Genomic DNA, 14,936 nt, shown 5'->3' on the forward strand with positions numbered 1-14,936 from the left:
TATGTGGGAACGCTGCACGAAAGCTCTGTTTTGTAAGGATTTTGTGGAAAAAAGAGGGGTTCCGTGTGGATAACAGTGGATAAGATCCAAGGGTATGTGGGGACGTTGCACGGCAACCTATGGGAACGCTGCACGGCAACCTATGGGTTTGTTGCACGGAATAAATATGAAAACACCAGTAATATCAATGTGTTGAGTGGTGATTTAGAACGCCTAACCTGTCTTTAACCGTTTTTAATCCTTTATACAAAGATCTAAAGATCTTTATATTTATCCTTTTGATCACTGAACAAAAAATAATCAACACTGTTTTTTTAGAAAAAAGTCTCGTATGCAAGGCCGAACAGGACGAGTATCACCAACAAGATAAGCATCGACAGCACAAAGTAACCAGACTCGTACATCACAGCTTTGATCACAGAAACGACGCTGATCGATCTTCCAGAGATCCTCCCGATGATCCACTGAAACGCAACGAACGAACCAAGCCCACAGATCAGAACCACCGCTACGGAGACAAGTGCATGTTCCCTCAGGACAGACTCACTCAGGAAACCATACTGCATCCCCATCAATACAAGCCTGCCAATGCCAAAACCCAGGCCCAATGCAACAGCTCCACGAACCAGCACGACCTTCAACGACTGGAGCCATGTCAGCTCAAGATCCATCCCCTTACGGGAAGACCGACGCACCAGCACCGTAGATATGCCCAACCCCAAAAACACCAAAAAAACAAAATCCAACATTGCCACCTCTGCACAAATCAATCAGAACCACAGGCCTCTCGGCCAAATGCGCCACCAGGGAGAACCCACTTCTGCCCCTCCGGCACAAAAATCGGGAGCGTGTAATCTTCTCTGGATACCTGCTCCAATGCCTCAACATCACTAATCTGTATCGGCGCAACAGCAGAACCTAAATCTATTACGTCGATTTTTTTTCTTGATACCGTCACACCAAAGGTTTGTTCATACTGAGCAATTTTCCCAGCTCGTTCAGGCCAGTAGTGACGGATCGTGGACCAGATACGCTGTGAGTTGTAGATGCAGGTCATACACGACGACCGGCTCCAGCCAAGGCGATAAGGGACTGGGGCCAGGATGCGGTGACGCTCGATTACTTCCCATACCTCCTCCTCAGTCCAATGAAGAACGGGCCTCCAGGCATCAACTAACCGTGCAGTCTTCCCATATCTTCTGTCACAGGCATGAGCCTCAAGCTGGTTGTACTTGGATCTGTTTGCACTTTCCTCCCGGCGCTCACCAGTGATGAAAAGGATCTTCTTCCCCTTGAAGCGCTCCTGGTTATTAAGAGCTCTGCGGCCAACATCGATCTTCAAGGCTGATGAGCACCACCTTGTTTGGAGTGATGGCGATTGCTGAGGGAAACGAAGGCGCGTACCAGGCTTAGAGCGCTTATGGTCTCTAGGCAGCACCAGAAGCCCCTCAGGCGTCTCTACACGATGGGGGTGGCTATAGGCATTGTCTTTGAGCATTTTGCCCTCAAAGCCGCCCTCAAGCCACGAGAAGTACATTGGGATACCCAGTTCTTCCCCGAGCTGACGACAGTAATCACGCATGAAGGCCCAATCCATCAACGAACTGCCTTCCTGACCATCAACATCATGGTGCCAGAACTCCACCTTTGACTTATCAACACCCATGTCCACCAGCCGCAAGTACGCAGCAATCGAGTCTTTGCCTCCAGACAGGCAAACAATGATGTGATCGTACAAACTCAGGTCCACATCCGGAGCGGAGAAGTACGTTGTTCTATCGTCACAACGCTGACTGGAAGATATGCCGGTAAGAACCGACTCCAGTGATGGCAACACCACCTGGTCATCGAACAAATCTCCTTGGTTTTCTCGTCTCAACATAAGTCGCTCTTTTTTCTTTACTGGGTTGTTTTTATGATTTACAGTATTATAAAATGATACTGTGAAAAGTAAAGTTTTCAGAACGACTAATCACTCAGGAGAACTTGATAAGCACCAGAAAGCAATCTAAAGGTGGTTTTTCGGTGAGGTTAGTTCAGGGGCAACCTGCCGCTGCTGATTGGAAATCATCAAGAAGTGGCTTTTTGGTGGGGTTACGGTTTGAAGGGGTGAGTATGTGGGAACGTTGCACGGTTAAAGGGGGCCGCACATGAAAACGATAAAGCGGTTCATCGTATGGGTGAATTACGGTCTTGAGGGTTGGAGCATTTTCGGATCGAGCGATGACTGGGATGAAGCGGTATCCATCCGTTCGGAAGCGATAGACGAATGCAATATTGACGAGGAAGACATCATCTTGGCAGAAAACAAAAACGAGCTGGTGGTAAAACCTGCGGCCAAGCAAATGACGGAGTGGCACCGGGAACTGGAAGCCGTCCTTATGACCTTGGATGACTGCCAGATGGAATGTGACGGTATGACATGGGCAGTAAGCCACCTACTCAATGAAGCGGGTGTACCTCATGACTGCATGTATGGCTTTGTGCGAAACGAACAGACCAAGGACATCGTGACACCGCATTTCTGGGTTGTCCTGGATGATGGGTGGCTGGTGGATCTGAGGCTACGCATGTGGCTGGGCGATCACGACAACATTCCTCACGGGGTATTCCATCCCGATAACGAGCCAGGACTTTTCTACAAGGGAGACCCGGTTCAAAACCATAAAGGGATGAGACTGGGCAAAGCCGTCCTGGACATCATGACCGACGGAAAACTTTCACATGTGAAAGTTCCTGAACGACAAGACGGAGAGTAATAGCGTGGAATTTGATTACGACAAGTCAGTATCAAACGCACATCTTGAGGCCGCAGGCTGGGGTATGGATGCCTTTAACCACTCCAACCCATTTGAGAGTCATGTCATCTATGTGCGTGACTACCGCAACGATCACATCCGCCTGTTCACCATCAAGCAGGCTGACTTCGACACGATAAAGCTGCCGCTTCACCTTACCTCCGACATGCTGGCTTCGGTGATCGCTGAGTTCGTATCGAAGGCAGCAAAAGGGAAGTTGAATACGAAGGAGTCCGACACGCTGGCTCCTGCCTTGGTTGGCTATGCCAAATCAACAGAAACCTACCGGAGCTGGCGGAGAGTTTCTGGAGCAACAGAGCGATTGCATATGGTCATCAATATCTATGCGGGTTCTGAATTGCTGAGACCTTTCATCGCTCGGGCTCCTGAGACCGTCCTGACGACCCAAGAGCTACTGGTCTTCTCATCACAGGTTAAGAGCATGGATGTATCCAATCATCCAGAGTGGTTTAGGGGCCGGAGGTAGTCATGAAGCCAGTTCTCTGGATATTCGTCCTGATCATCGCCCCTTTCGTCATTGCGAAAGTGGACCAATGGCGCAAACGCGGCATTGGAGACACCTGGGCGTGGTGGAAATCAGAGAACATGCCTTATGAGCTGCGCTCGGCCACTCTGTTTTTGTCCGAACAGGACATATCAACCACACAGCCGGTGCCCATGCACGGCAGGGTTGATCAGGTGTACCAAACCAAGAATGGGGTTCTCATTCCCTTGGACACCAAGCTGCGCCAGGTAAACCACATCTATGAGTCGGACATTATCCAGCTCTCGGTTTACCGGGTAATTCTGTCACACAAGTACAAGGCACCCGTTGCCAAGTACGGCTATGTCCGAACCGTTGTTGAGACAGCGGACGGGGATAGAGTCCGTTACATCAAGACAAACCTTCTCAGCGAAAAAGAAGTGGTCAAGCTGTGGCACCGCTATCAATCCATCCGTTCTGGTCAGGTAAAAACCTCCTGTTCCTGTGGCGGAAAGTTTCACATGTGAAAGTTCTGGATTGAATCAGGGTTGCCCGAATTGGGCAGCTAGGCGGGGTTGCATTTTTGAAAAGTCCTGTACGCTGGTTGGTATAGGAGGTGAATAGTGGCCCAGCTTAAACATAACCGCTTCGTCATGTTGGGGTCCTTGGTAGCGACGGTCGTAGCTGCCGCCAATGGCTTGAGTTTTCTCACCCTTATGGCTGGTGGAATGACCCTTCTCCAGTTCATGGCTTGGAAGCAACAAGATGCTGTCCGGAGCCGGTTTAAAGCTGCGAAGGATGCGTTTGAAGCGTTGAACGTCATTGCGTTCGACAAGCACTGGGTAGGTTCAACCGCGACGGTCGCCAAAGTGTCGAACATGATCACTCCGCCCGAACGACTGGATAAGCCCTGGGCGGTGCAAGTTCTGGCCGTGACCAAAGGTGGGACGTGGTTCGCGGTGGATCTGCAAGTGACCGGCACTGACAAGGTTCAGATGCTTAGCCTCCACCAGCTTAGTGAAAAGGCGGCAAAGACCATGCTGGCCTTCGACCTCGAAGTGTATGAGAAATTTTTCGGAAAACCTGATGTTGCATGAGGACAATGTGATGGAAAAAGTCAAAAGCGTAGATGCCGTGGAGTTCACGGCAGCAGATAAGAAGGCGATGACCCATGCGGCATACGCCCAGTGTTTCTTCATTCTGGCCCAAGTGATGGCATTCCCTTCCCTGGGGGTGGCTGGCGCTATGGTTGCTGCTCTGTGCGGCATGATGCCGTGGTTGACCAAGTTCGCCAAAGAGGCTCCATCGAAAGCCTTTGGCATGGTGATGGCTTCACTCTGCCTTGCTCCTGTGTACGGGAAACTCTGTGAGCTGGTGGTCCACGCGATTCAGGGAGCTTGAGCTTATGGGGGTAGTACGAGTTCCCTACCTCTTGGCTGAGCTGAAAGAACGCGGATGTGCTGATGAATCTGCTCTGGCGCAGGTTATGCAGCCTGGATGCCGAATTGGAGAGGAAGACCTGCGGAAGTTGGCCGCAAATTTAGGGCTTGAAGTGTCCGAGCTGGCACCAGCGCCAGAGAACGCGGCCAACACCCGGTTCAAAGCAAAGCTGAGAGGAGGTTTGGCCTCCTTTCTTTTTGAGTACGACGGCTGTTTCCGACATGCAGAAGGCTCCAGCCATGCAGAAATGTTGGGTATCGAGCAAGAAGACGACATAGGTCTTCCGAGTCGAGCTGCTGACGCCATGCTCCTGGAGAAGACGCTTTACCAGGTAATCGCTCGGGCTAAGTACATGCTCGGCAAAATCGACAGCAAGTTTGTCAGGTCAGAACAAGCAATCGAGTTCCGTGAGCAACTTGCTCCTGGGATCTTCAAACCAGGTTACAGAGGTTTCCGATTCAAGGAGGCTGCCGCTGGTGATTTGCCTACTGTCATGATTGACGGTCGGAAGTTCAACTGCGTTGCCAGCATAGCCAGAGCACATGGACTTGATCCGGTAACGGTGCGTAGGCGCATTGCGGACACCGGGAAGGCCGCAGACAAACTCTCCAATGATGAGTGGAAGCTCATCCTCGCCAAGAAAAAAGGTAAAGGGAAACCCTTCACCTATCTGGACAGGACCTACAGCAACATTGCTCAGTTCTGTCGTGAGCATCAGCTCAACACCAACCTTGTTTACCAGAAAGTCAAAGACCGGGCTGATAGCGCTGATGAAGAGTTCTGGGGACTGATAATCGAAACATGCAAAAGGAAAAACTAATGGCAGAAAACAAAGAGATCCCCTGGGAGAAAGAACTCATTGAGAAGTACATGTTCACCCTGCATAAAGAGCAGGTGAAAGACCGGCGCTGGCGGACCATGTTGCGTGTGCTTCGCGCATCTGGTTTCGTGCTTCTCATGATCGGCTTCATCATTTTGGCATCTAATCCGGGTGGGATGCCGTGGCAAAGCGCCAAGGCAGGAGCCCCTCACACCGCGTATATCAACATCCGTGGTGAAATTGCTGCTGGCACTCTGGCCGATGCTGATCACCTTATCCCGTCCATCCAAGCTGCATTCGACAACCCGAACTCACAAGCTATCGTGCTTCGCATAAACAGCCCTGGCGGTAGCCCGGTTCAAGCAGGACGGATTTATGACGAAGTGAAGGCGCAGCGAGCCCTTCATCCGGAGAAAAAGGTCTACGCCATCATTGATGACATCGGTGCCTCTGGCGGTTACTACATCGCCTCTGCTGCGGATGAAATCTATGCTGACCGCGCCAGCCTTGTCGGTTCTATCGGCGTCATCAGCTCGGGGTTTGGATTCACCGGCTTGATGGACAAGCTCGGCATCGAGCGCCGGGCTATCACTTCCGGAGAGCACAAAGCGCTTCTCGACCCATTCTCCCCTCTTACCTCTGACATGAAGAAATTCTGGGAGGGCGTTCTATCGAAAACCCACCAGCAGTTCATCGAACGAGTGAAGGCTGGGCGGGGTGATCGACTGAAAGACGACCCAGAGGTGTTTTCTGGATTGCTCTGGAACGGGGAGCAGGCCAAAGACATTGGGCTGATTGATGGCCTGGGTAGTTTGAACTCCGTGGCGCGAGACGTCATCCACCAGAGCAACTTGGTGGACTACACACCAACCGAAGACATCATCCGGCGACTGACCCAACGAGCGAAGCTCGAAGCCAGTTCCTTCGTGCAAGAACTCAGCGCTGTGAAAGTTTACTGATAGGAGCAGTTTGATATGACAGAACAAAGTACCAAATCACTACGTCTCGGGGTTGTTGCCGCCATTCTTTTGGGGCTCGTAGGAACCGGGTTCGGGATCTACCAGTTCGTGAAAGAGAAGGATCTGGCGCAAGAGATCGCCAACGTGAAGTCTACGGTCAACCAGGTGAAGGATGCCGAAGGCGTCACCTTCAAAAGCAAGGCAGAGTTTGAAGCTGCTGTGGCCGAAAGCATCAACAAGTTTGTCGCGCAGAAACAACAAGCCGACATCGATCAGAAGTATGCCCAGTTCGAGGCAGCACCTGAGAAGGTCGAAGAAGGCAAACACATCTACGGGGACCTTGGTGCTCGGTTCACGCTGGTGGAGTTCTCCGATATGGAGTGCCCATTCTGCAAGCGATTCCACGACACACCCAAACAAATTGTGGATGCCAGCAAAGGCAATGTGAATTGGCAGTGGAAGCACATGCCTCTCGATTTCCATAACCCGGCAGCTCACAAGGAAGCTCTGGCCGCTGAATGTATTGCTGAGCAGAAGGGCAACCGTGGCTTCTGGGTCTTCGTTAACGACATTTTCCACCATACCCAGGGGAATGGTGGCGGTGTTGCTGACCTGGCCTCTGTTGTCACTGGTGTTGGTGCTGATCTGGATGCGTTCCGGGAGTGCCTCGGCTCAGGAAAGTACGAAGACAAGGTTGAAGCTGACATCCAGAAAGCCAAGAGCTATGGCGTCAACGGGACACCAGCCACTTTTGTAGTGGACAACCATACCGGCAAGAGCCAGCTTCTCGGCGGCGCTCAACCGGCGCAAGCCATCATGGCCGTGATGCGAAAAATGATGATTGAGTCGCAACAAGACGACTCCGCGAACCAATAAAAACTTTCACATGTGAAAGTGGAGTGAGAACTGATGATCAAGATTACAACTAAATTGGGATGCCTTCTGGCGGGGCTGCTTGTCCTGTCGGCTTGCTCAAGCGTCCCTCAGCCAAACAACGAATACGCGAAGGCCTTGGATGATACCAAACAGGTATGCGCTGCCTGTGCCCTGGTTGGTAATGACCTGCTGGTTGCCCTCAACAAGTCATGCGACACCCCAATGACCCCCGAGACTCTTACAAGCGTCATGAACAGTAACCCGATGTTTGCCGCCATGATGGCAATTAACTCCATAGGTGGAACCGACTTCTATCAGGTTTACCGTGATGCGGCCATAGACACCCTGCGGTGCAATGAAATGGACAGTTGGCCTGATCGGACCAAGGTGCGTTTCCAGCAGCCCGACATGCAAAAGGCGCTGGCCTTGAGGGTTTCTGCCAGACAGCAGAAGGCAAATTAACTTTCACATGTGAAAGTCAGGCTCTCCGGGGCCTGATTTCACTATGAGGTGAATCTATGGAGTTACAAGAAGCAAAAGAGGCTCTCGATAGCCTTCATCCACACAAGGCCTCAGCGCCTTTGAGGCTTGTCATCCACCAGCCAGGTGGGATTGGTGGAACCCCTACAGTGGGGGTGAAAGCTATTCACGCAGGCTTTGACTGGGACAGCAACACCATCCTGATCTATCCGGAAGAGCAGCTCACCCGGTTGACGCCGGATGAGGTCGCCGCCATCACGAAGTCAGTATCGAAAGGACAGTCCTGGCATTCATATCAGCAGTTCAAGAAGTATCGGGAGCAGTTGGCCGAAGCCACGGAAGAAATTAATAGGCTCAGGGCTGAGCTGGGCAGGTATCAGAATAACGGGAGGGGGTAATGCTAAAACGCGGAATTATCAATCTCGCTGCTAGTTACATCATTGTTGATGCCCTACTCCGGAATGCAGCAATTTGGATCTTTGGCTTGTCCTTCTCCGTTGGTGGCACTTACGTCACTGGCGAGGCCAGTACATGGGTCGTTTACCTAGCCACTTCTGGTGCCATGACACTCTGTTCTGTCGTAACAGCCTACCTGCTCGTGACCTATCACCGCTGGGGGCTGATGACGGCCAGGGTCTGGTTGCTATTGAGTGCCTGCCTAAACGGCTATGCCGTCTATTTGAGTAGCCACAACATCCAGTTGGTGGTGGCACTGCTTTCCAGCCTGTTTATTGCTTTGTGGATGCTCAAGACCCTTGAGCAACCAGCAGTGAAGGGGACGTACAAGGTAATCGCTGATCTTCACCGTCAGCTATGGGGAATGTTGAAGGGGCAAACACAATGACGACGAATACTCAAAACGCGAACGCCAACCAGGTTCGGTCTTTACGCGACATGCTTGTCCCCGCCCTGTTGTTCTATGTGGTGATGACGGCCATGTTTGTGGGTCTTGACGCATTCATGGATAAACCCACCAGCATGAACCTGCCATTTATGCCGTTCCTTGTCTCGATGGTGAGTTTTACCAGTGACGCACGTCGAGCGTGGGACTGGCGAAACGGGACCAAGGTTGTAGCTGTATTGACTGCGGTAGCCATGCTGTTGGCATTCATCTATCAGCTCGCGGTCGGAGAGATGAATCTCTTAGGGGTTGGTATATACCCGGCCACAGCCATCCTTCTGTTGGCAATCTCCTGGGTGATTCGCGCTATCGGAAAGACAGCACCTTTCCAGTTCCTGGGGAGACACCTGGCGCGGTTTGGTGCATCGAAGTGGGTCCAGCGTACCGCCGCAGTCATTGTGCTCGCGGGAGGCCTTGCCATCACTATCTATGCCTACTGGCTTAACCACGGGAGCTGATGATGATCATTGCAACGAAGAACGGCTTTCTGGTGGCCGCAGAACTAATCAGGGAAGAGGCCGGGTACTGGCTACTACAGCCTCGTGACCAAAAGACGCCGGTCAGGGTGAATAAGCAGGATAACAATAAACGCGCTTTCACGCATATGGGAGACGCCCTTCGCTGGGCCGGTGATCCTGAGCTTGCAAAGCAATTCGATGCCGAGGGGGAAGAACATGCAAATTCGTGACTACATGACAAAGTTGTTTGACGCATTTGGTGATGTGGAGGAAGTCACCCGAGAAATGCTTCTGGAGCAGGCGGAGCTCATTCATACGATCAGCGATAAGTGTCAGAGCACAGGCCTGTTTCTGGATAGTCAGGTTCGTTTCAACCAGTTCGTTCAAGAGATTGAGGCTGACGACAAGGTAGAGGATCGGTTGCTTCATGCTTGGTGCTGGGTAATGGACCGAATAGTGAAGGCTCCAACATCCTTTCACATGGATGGGGCTGTGATTTTGACAATGCCTCTGGTCGCCAGATACCTGCCACCGGTTGAACAGGAGCCGGAAACCATCGTGGTGAATCTCGATGAGGACTACAAGGCTCCTGTAGGCAACCAAACGCTCTGCGAGCTCGTTATGGAACGGAGGCATTGGCCGCAAGGTGCAACCTGTGCGACCCAAGAAGCGGACGGGGGAGTCCTCTACTGGGACGCCCCGGTTGATGTGGTAGAGGAAGGCAGAAAGGTCGCCGGTAAGCACGGCATGATGGCCGAGATCGGATTGAAACATCAGGTTGATGCCTGGTATGCAGATATGGACGAAACACGGCTCGCAACCGATTGGAACACCGCCGTCATTACGCCTCACTGCTTGCTGCTTTCCTATCTGGATGTGCTTCAAAAGAACAAAGTTCCCTTTGATGAAGGTGTGCAGCTCGCTGCCGAATGGGTGAAGCAACTTGGCGGGGAATTTCGTGAAGACACTGAGGAAGCGCCGGAAGCTGAGGCTTCAGTGCTTTCCCTGGGGAGAGCCACGGCTCATTGCTTTAAACCCTATCCGGACACAAAAAATTTCTATTACGAGGCCTAAGCCTCACCCAAACAGGAGGATCAACATGCGATACCAGGTATTTAAAACGAAGGAAGGGGGCCAGCCGGTGTTTACGGCACCGTGGTACTGGTTGGCCTCTGCCATTGCTCACTGGTCATCTCTTAACTGGGATGCCTGTCGAATCGTAGACAGCAAGGTGGATGAAACAAGGCTCTGTTGGGCCAAGGCTCTACCGGCTGGGAAAAAAAAGTAATTTGGATGGAGTGATTATGAGGTTAGGTTTTGTGAAAAATACGGGGGTTTCAGCGTTCCTGGTAGCCATGCTGGTGGTGGCCCCTCAGGTATGGGCAGAAACCTTTACTGCGAAGGTTGTGGGGGTGTCTGACGGTGATACGGTCAAGGTCCTGACTGAACAAAGCTGTGACTCCGGGAAAGATTGCCGGAGCGGCAAAATCCAGTACCGGGTAAGGCTGGCGGAAATCGACACCCCAGAGAAGAAACAACCCTACGGCTCAAAGGCGAAACAGGCGTTGTCCGATCTGGTGTTTGGTCGAATGATTAAAGTCGAGCAAATCGACAAAGACCGTTATGGCCGTCTGGTCGCCAACCTTTATGTCGATGGCAAATGGGTCAATGCCGAAATGGTCCGTTCTGGGAGTGCGTGGGTGTACCGGCAGTACGCCAAAACACCGGAGCTGTTCAAGCTGGAGGCCGAAGCCAAAGCCGATAAGCGAGGTCTCTGGGCATTACCGGAATCGGAGAGAACTCCCCCTTGGGAGTGGCGAAGAAAGCACTAACCACACCCCAGAGTATGCAGGTGTAAACAGTAACCAAGAAAACAAACAGGAATAACGATGAACAAAAGTGAACTGATTATGAAAGTGGCCGAAGACGCTGACATTAGCAAAGCAAAGGCCGAAGCTGCGGTAAATGCGCTGATCAACTCAGTGACAGAGGAGCTTAAAGCGGGTGGGACAGTAGCGCTCACTGGGTTTGGTACTTTCCACGTTAAGGAACGCGCAGCGCGAACCGGGCGGAATCCCCAGACTGGAGAGAACATCCAGATCGCGGCGGCCAACATTCCTGGGTTCAAAGCTGGTAAGGGGTTGAAAGACTCCGTGAACTAGATCTTAATCATGTGACACATGAATAAGGTTTACATAAGGCTCCTTCGTGGGAGCCTTATTCATATCAGACATGAATAAGGGGAAGGGATGAGATTGTCGTCAACTCAAAAAGACGTTTTGTTCATTCTATACGCAATTGAGGCCGGTGGAAAAGCCGAGCCTGTACCAGGTGTAAAAATACTGGAGATGATCAATTCAGCTCGCCAGAGCGGTATTCATGGAACGAACTTCCGAACGTCATGCCACACGCTGGTGGAGAACGGCCTGTTGAACAAGTACCGGAATGCTTCTCTAAAGCTGGCCTTTAGGCTGACCGACGATGGCAGGGAACGTGCAGGAGAGATATACCGAAAACGGCTGGAAGAAGAGCAAGAGAAGTAATACGCCCCATAACGGGGCGTATCGAGTTAAACGGCAAAGCCGTAGTGGGTGCCGTCCGGAAGTTCAACATCGAGGCGTAGCTTGCCACCGGAGGCCTCAACGTACCGCTTAATGGACGACAGCTTGAGATCTCGTCCAGGTTTTTCCATCTCGGAGACTGTCGGCTGTCTCACACCCAGAGATGCAGCAATTTCCCCCTGGGTAAGGTTCATGCGATCACGAAGCTCTGCCAAGTGGATGTTCAGTAACATCTCAGTGGCCGCTTTCTGTGCTTTGGCAACAACCTCAGGCTTTTCTGTTGCCAGCATTTGGTCAAGAGTTCTTGCCATAACGTCACTCCTTCTTCAATTTATCCAAGTGCGCCGCAAACTCACGGTCTGCAATTGGGATCATTACTTCATAAAACCTTTTCTCGTCCCCGGTCTTGTTACCGGCGCAGAGAAGAATCCCCTTACGCTTTGGATCGAACGCAAAGAACGCTCTGATAGGATCTCCTTTGCTTTGGACCCGAAGCTCTTTCATGTTGCTGTAGGATGAACCGTTAACAGTATCCGCGTATGGCCTCGACAGCATGGGGCCTCTATCTCGCAGCACCATCATCGAAGCCAGCACGTTTGCTCTATCGGTATCATCCAGAGCATCGAACCACTCATCAAAGGTGTCGGTTGTCTCGATGACCCACATGATTTCTCCTTACTTAATATAGGTGCAATCCTATATAGATTCAAACCTATAATCAAGAAAAATCGGCGGCGATGGGGGCCGAAATGTCAGTAAGTAGTCATGTGACTAAAATAGGGGGTAGAATAAGCCTCGATATAGTCATGTGACTAAAAGGTGTCCTGAATGAACAACCTACCCCTACTGCTCGATGCAAGAGAAGCCATTGACTACTACCACCAGCATCCAGGCATGACTGATGCAGAAAAGGCCTATGTGGTCGCGTTCCTAAGCGGAGAGGGGCGTTCAAACAGTCAGATCAGAGAGGATCTGGGTATTGAGAAGGTCTATACGGTTACACACCTGAAACGCGCCGGTACGCTATCGGAGGAAGAGCTAACACTCTGGCTCAGAAATCCACGCAAGATCACCCTGGGGCATGTGAGGGCCGTGGCTAAGTTACCTTTCAGCAAGAGAGAAAAGCTCCTGAGGGATCTCCTGCATACCAGGACACCGGTTCATAAATTTGAGGCGATAGCGAAGGGCAAAGAAGTGGACAGGGATGCAGACATTAAGCGCCTGGAGACCCTGATGAGCGATGCTACGGGTAGGCCTATCAAAGTTCGCTATAACCCCGCGAAGCGCTCCGGGGAACTGACGCTGGGATTCTTCACGCTCGATGACCTGGATGACGTGTGCAAGGCTTTGGGGTTTGATCCAAGCGAGCAGATGTAAACCAGAAAACTTTCACATGTGAAAGTCTTGCAAGGTGTCTTTTTATTGTTTACAGTATCATAAAATGAATCTGTAAAGGTGCGCGATGAATGTGCTTCCAACGAAAAGCTGGCCTTGGGCGTTATAACTCAACCAGACCTGAGTGGCTGGCGGCGTACCGAAACGCAAGATGTATGAGAAGCTCAGGTAAAGAACCTGATGCTTCTCTTTCCGGGATAGCTTGGAAGGCGCAACTCATTGTTGCCCATGAAAGAGGCAGAATTGACAGCCTGGCTGTCCCTTTGGATGCCAGATTGATAGCAAAGAACCTCATCGACGAGATCCTTGCTGAGGAGAACTGATGGACGAAAAAATTACCTACGAAGAAATGCTTGAACAACTCGACCAGAAAGGCATCCGCGTCACCAACGGGGCGAGACGGCTTTATGTCGCGTTGAACAACGGAGTCAAAGCTGAGGTGCTGGGTAACTGCGGTCCCGCCACAATCAGCTTGGTTGACGGGATGATTGTTGTGGAAGAGCAGACTCTCCACTAAGGGCAGCAGCATGGGCAAAAAAGTACACATCATTTGTGGAAAGTGCGGCAGTGACGAGATGAACTTTGTCATCAATGAACACTGTCCAGACGATCCCCAGAATGTTGCCAGTATGTCCTGCTCAAATTGTTGCGAACTGACAGGCATAGCCGAGTGGTCGGAATTTAATGGACGTGAGCTGAAAGGTGAAGCCGTCGCCCTATCAACACCGGCAAACGTGAATGCTCTTCTAGGATTGCTTCGCCAGGCGATGGACAGCGTTGAGTATCGCCTCTATGGCGGGGACATGTCATTGAGCGGTAATGATGCTGCCGAACTCATAGACCTCCAGGAGCGAGCTGAGAAGGTCTTGTCTGTTCTTCGGAGTGATCAGCATGAGTGATTTATACGAACCGCTTGAGTTTGTGTTCTGCGGCTTTAGGAAAGGGGACGCTGGGCTATTTATCTCGGTAGCCACTTTGCGCGATGGTGTTTTAGGCCGTGAGATGTATTTCTCAAAGGGAAAAAGCAAAAGGCGCTGGGTTGTCGGTGGCATTTACTCAGGGGCCTCGTTTTCGGACAACGGAGCAAAAGGTCTGGATGATGCTCATTACGTTAAAGCATGGGAAGTGCAAGGCGACAAGATAGAGTGGCAAGCAAAAAGCGAGCAAGCCGAAGCCTTGGCGCGAAGCGAGAAACTTGAAGCCGACGATAGGAAGCGCAATGAACTCGAAGAGCTGATGCTACCCATCAGGAAGCAATATGGGGCATTAACAAAGCGACGTGATAGGGCAGGGGCCGCAGCTCTTGAAGAAGCTGTCCTGAGAGCGCTGAGAGCGCCCATCAGGAAGGCTGAGGAGAAATAACCGTGGAGCCAGTCTTAGCTAAAGCATTCGCCGGTTTTAAAGTCGTAGCTGTAAGTGCCCATCAGATTGGCTTTTCGGCTTTTCTTGCCATTGGTGTTTGCTGGCGCTTTAGGGGTCGCAAGTACGCCATAGAACAGGATACCAACAAGTGCCGCTTGCCACGCGAAAACAGCAACCAGAATCCAAAAAGCAGCAGCCAGAACCGGCAGTTTGTGCAGAAGGTTGAGCACCGACTTGGCCCAAATCACTGCCGGGATAGCCAGCACTGCGTAACCCCAGTTGGTGGCCTCAAGCATAGCCAGGCCAAGAATAACAACAGCCATCAGCGCGATATTCAGTACATGTTTCATGGTCATCTCTCCTTTTCAACTTACACTTTTATCCTATCACAGCATTAAAAAA

Annotated in this window: 30 protein-coding genes; 24 read left to right on the forward strand and 6 right to left on the reverse strand. The window is 51.5% G+C overall.

Going from position 1 to position 14,936, the window contains the following annotated elements; translation table 11 throughout:
- Positions 1 to 63 precede the first annotated feature (63 nt).
- Entirely contained in the window at positions 64 to 228 is a 165-nt protein-coding gene (locus KPHS_p300010) for a hypothetical protein (RefSeq protein YP_005220949.1), read from the forward strand.
- Positions 229 to 314: 86 nt separating this feature from the next.
- Here KPHS_p300010 and KPHS_p300020 read toward each other — a convergent pair whose 3' ends face one another.
- Together KPHS_p300020 and KPHS_p300030 are read right to left on the reverse strand one after the other, a co-directional pair.
- The gene (locus KPHS_p300020; RefSeq protein ID YP_005220950.1) at positions 315 to 749 is read right to left on the reverse strand and encodes a hypothetical protein; all 435 of its coding nucleotides are present in this window, start codon (positions 747 to 749) and stop codon (positions 315 to 317) included.
- A gap of 17 nt (positions 750 to 766) precedes the next feature.
- Positions 767 to 1,882 (reverse strand): phosphosulfate sulfotransferase (PAPS reductase)/FAD synthetase, encoded by a 1,116-nt coding sequence (locus KPHS_p300030; protein ID YP_005220951.1) that lies wholly within the window; start codon positions 1,880 to 1,882, stop codon positions 767 to 769.
- A 143-nt stretch (positions 1,883 to 2,025) separates the two neighbouring features.
- Here KPHS_p300030 and KPHS_p300040 point away from each other — a divergent pair, with 143 nt between their 5' ends.
- The 19 genes from KPHS_p300040 (at position 2,026) to KPHS_p300220 (ending at position 11,759) form a co-directional block, all read left to right on the forward strand.
- Positions 2,026 to 2,154 carry a hypothetical protein gene (locus tag KPHS_p300040; protein ID YP_005220952.1) on the forward strand — a complete coding sequence of 43 codons (129 nt, stop codon included), beginning with the start codon at positions 2,026 to 2,028 and terminating at the stop codon, positions 2,152 to 2,154.
- Positions 2,151 to 2,759 (forward strand): hypothetical protein, encoded by a 609-nt coding sequence (locus KPHS_p300050; protein YP_005220953.1) that lies wholly within the window; start codon positions 2,151 to 2,153, stop codon positions 2,757 to 2,759. Before KPHS_p300040 ends, KPHS_p300050 begins: the two co-directional genes overlap by 4 nt.
- Before the next feature lie 4 nt (positions 2,760 to 2,763).
- Positions 2,764 to 3,285, forward strand: a complete 522-nt coding sequence (locus KPHS_p300060; RefSeq protein ID YP_005220954.1) for a hypothetical protein — start codon at positions 2,764 to 2,766, stop codon at positions 3,283 to 3,285.
- A gap of 2 nt (positions 3,286 to 3,287) precedes the next feature.
- Positions 3,288 to 3,809 carry a hypothetical protein gene (locus KPHS_p300070; protein ID YP_005220955.1) on the forward strand — a complete coding sequence of 174 codons (522 nt, stop codon included), beginning with the start codon at positions 3,288 to 3,290 and terminating at the stop codon, positions 3,807 to 3,809.
- A gap of 96 nt (positions 3,810 to 3,905) precedes the next feature.
- Positions 3,906 to 4,379, forward strand: coding sequence for a hypothetical protein (locus KPHS_p300080; protein YP_005220956.1), 474 nt, complete (start codon positions 3,906 to 3,908; stop codon positions 4,377 to 4,379).
- A 10-nt stretch (positions 4,380 to 4,389) separates the two neighbouring features.
- Positions 4,390 to 4,683 (forward strand): hypothetical protein, encoded by a 294-nt coding sequence (locus KPHS_p300090; protein ID YP_005220957.1) that lies wholly within the window; start codon positions 4,390 to 4,392, stop codon positions 4,681 to 4,683.
- 4 nt (positions 4,684 to 4,687) lie between these two features.
- Entirely contained in the window at positions 4,688 to 5,542 is an 855-nt protein-coding gene (locus tag KPHS_p300100) for a hypothetical protein (protein YP_005220958.1), read from the forward strand.
- Positions 5,542 to 6,501, forward strand: coding sequence for a peptidase (locus KPHS_p300110; protein ID YP_005220959.1), 960 nt, complete (start codon positions 5,542 to 5,544; stop codon positions 6,499 to 6,501). The genes KPHS_p300100 and KPHS_p300110 overlap by 1 nt, the downstream gene beginning before the upstream one ends.
- 15 nt (positions 6,502 to 6,516) lie before the next feature.
- Entirely contained in the window at positions 6,517 to 7,377 is an 861-nt protein-coding gene (locus tag KPHS_p300120) for a Protein-disulfide isomerase (protein ID YP_005220960.1), read from the forward strand.
- Positions 7,378 to 7,410: 33 nt separating this feature from the next.
- Entirely contained in the window at positions 7,411 to 7,839 is a 429-nt protein-coding gene (locus KPHS_p300130) for a putative lipoprotein (protein ID YP_005220961.1), read from the forward strand.
- A 56-nt stretch (positions 7,840 to 7,895) separates the two neighbouring features.
- A complete protein-coding gene (locus KPHS_p300140; protein YP_005220962.1) occupies positions 7,896 to 8,255 on the forward strand; it encodes a hypothetical protein in 360 nt (119 codons plus the stop codon).
- A complete protein-coding gene (locus tag KPHS_p300150) occupies positions 8,255 to 8,701 on the forward strand; it encodes a Fe3+-siderophore ABC transporter permease (RefSeq protein YP_005220963.1) in 447 nt (148 codons plus the stop codon). Before KPHS_p300140 ends, KPHS_p300150 begins: the two co-directional genes overlap by 1 nt.
- Entirely contained in the window at positions 8,698 to 9,216 is a 519-nt protein-coding gene (locus KPHS_p300160) for a formate-dependent nitrite reductase (RefSeq protein YP_005220964.1), read from the forward strand. Before KPHS_p300150 ends, KPHS_p300160 begins: the two co-directional genes overlap by 4 nt.
- Positions 9,216 to 9,446 carry a hypothetical protein gene (locus KPHS_p300170; RefSeq protein YP_005220965.1) on the forward strand — a complete coding sequence of 77 codons (231 nt, stop codon included), beginning with the start codon at positions 9,216 to 9,218 and terminating at the stop codon, positions 9,444 to 9,446. Before KPHS_p300160 ends, KPHS_p300170 begins: the two co-directional genes overlap by 1 nt.
- Positions 9,433 to 10,290 carry a hypothetical protein gene (locus KPHS_p300180; RefSeq protein YP_005220966.1) on the forward strand — a complete coding sequence of 286 codons (858 nt, stop codon included), beginning with the start codon at positions 9,433 to 9,435 and terminating at the stop codon, positions 10,288 to 10,290. Before KPHS_p300170 ends, KPHS_p300180 begins: the two co-directional genes overlap by 14 nt.
- A 67-nt stretch (positions 10,291 to 10,357) precedes the next feature.
- Complete coding sequence (locus KPHS_p300190) at positions 10,358 to 10,504, forward strand: hypothetical protein (protein ID YP_005220967.1); 147 nt, start codon at positions 10,358 to 10,360, stop codon at positions 10,502 to 10,504.
- 16 nt (positions 10,505 to 10,520) lie between these two features.
- Entirely contained in the window at positions 10,521 to 11,048 is a 528-nt protein-coding gene (locus KPHS_p300200; protein YP_005220968.1) for an SNase-like micrococcal nuclease, read from the forward strand.
- A gap of 57 nt (positions 11,049 to 11,105) precedes the next feature.
- Positions 11,106 to 11,378, forward strand: coding sequence for a DNA-binding protein HU-beta (locus KPHS_p300210; protein ID YP_005220969.1), 273 nt, complete (start codon positions 11,106 to 11,108; stop codon positions 11,376 to 11,378).
- Positions 11,379 to 11,465: 87 nt separating this feature from the next.
- Complete coding sequence (locus KPHS_p300220; RefSeq protein ID YP_005220970.1) at positions 11,466 to 11,759, forward strand: putative plasmid-like protein; 294 nt, start codon at positions 11,466 to 11,468, stop codon at positions 11,757 to 11,759.
- Positions 11,760 to 11,785: 26 nt separating this feature from the next.
- Here KPHS_p300220 and KPHS_p300230 read toward each other — a convergent pair whose 3' ends face one another.
- Positions 11,786 to 12,088, reverse strand: a complete 303-nt coding sequence (locus KPHS_p300230; RefSeq protein ID YP_005220971.1) for a Cro-like protein — start codon at positions 12,086 to 12,088, stop codon at positions 11,786 to 11,788.
- Positions 12,089 to 12,092: 4 nt separating this feature from the next.
- A complete protein-coding gene (locus KPHS_p300240) occupies positions 12,093 to 12,443 on the reverse strand; it encodes a hypothetical protein (protein YP_005220972.1) in 351 nt (116 codons plus the stop codon).
- A 162-nt stretch (positions 12,444 to 12,605) separates the two neighbouring features.
- Between KPHS_p300240 and KPHS_p300250 the strand changes: the two genes are divergently transcribed.
- Positions 12,606 to 13,154 carry a transcriptional regulator gene (locus tag KPHS_p300250; protein ID YP_005220973.1) on the forward strand — a complete coding sequence of 183 codons (549 nt, stop codon included), beginning with the start codon at positions 12,606 to 12,608 and terminating at the stop codon, positions 13,152 to 13,154.
- Between the two features lie 121 nt (positions 13,155 to 13,275).
- Here the strand turns inward: KPHS_p300250 and KPHS_p300270 are convergent, their stop codons facing one another.
- Positions 13,276 to 13,467 (reverse strand): hypothetical protein, encoded by a 192-nt coding sequence (locus KPHS_p300270; RefSeq protein YP_005220974.1) that lies wholly within the window; start codon positions 13,465 to 13,467, stop codon positions 13,276 to 13,278.
- A 27-nt stretch (positions 13,468 to 13,494) separates the two neighbouring features.
- Here KPHS_p300270 and KPHS_p300260 point away from each other — a divergent pair, with 27 nt between their 5' ends.
- The 3 genes from KPHS_p300260 to KPHS_p300290 are packed head-to-tail and all read left to right on the forward strand — an operon-like array spanning position 13,495 to position 14,534.
- A complete protein-coding gene (locus KPHS_p300260; RefSeq protein YP_005220975.1) occupies positions 13,495 to 13,689 on the forward strand; it encodes a hypothetical protein in 195 nt (64 codons plus the stop codon).
- A gap of 10 nt (positions 13,690 to 13,699) precedes the next feature.
- The gene (locus KPHS_p300280; RefSeq protein YP_005220976.1) at positions 13,700 to 14,071 is read left to right on the forward strand and encodes a hypothetical protein; all 372 of its coding nucleotides are present in this window, start codon (positions 13,700 to 13,702) and stop codon (positions 14,069 to 14,071) included.
- Entirely contained in the window at positions 14,064 to 14,534 is a 471-nt protein-coding gene (locus KPHS_p300290; protein ID YP_005220977.1) for a hypothetical protein, read from the forward strand. Before KPHS_p300280 ends, KPHS_p300290 begins: the two co-directional genes overlap by 8 nt.
- A gap of 14 nt (positions 14,535 to 14,548) precedes the next feature.
- Here the strand turns inward: KPHS_p300290 and KPHS_p300300 are convergent, their stop codons facing one another.
- Positions 14,549 to 14,884, reverse strand: a complete 336-nt coding sequence (locus KPHS_p300300; RefSeq protein YP_005220978.1) for a hypothetical protein — start codon at positions 14,882 to 14,884, stop codon at positions 14,549 to 14,551.
- Between the last annotated feature and the right edge of the window lie 52 nt (positions 14,885 to 14,936).

Source organism: Klebsiella pneumoniae subsp. pneumoniae HS11286 (genome assembly GCF_000240185.1).
Classification (GTDB): domain Bacteria; phylum Pseudomonadota; class Gammaproteobacteria; order Enterobacterales; family Enterobacteriaceae; genus Klebsiella; species Klebsiella pneumoniae.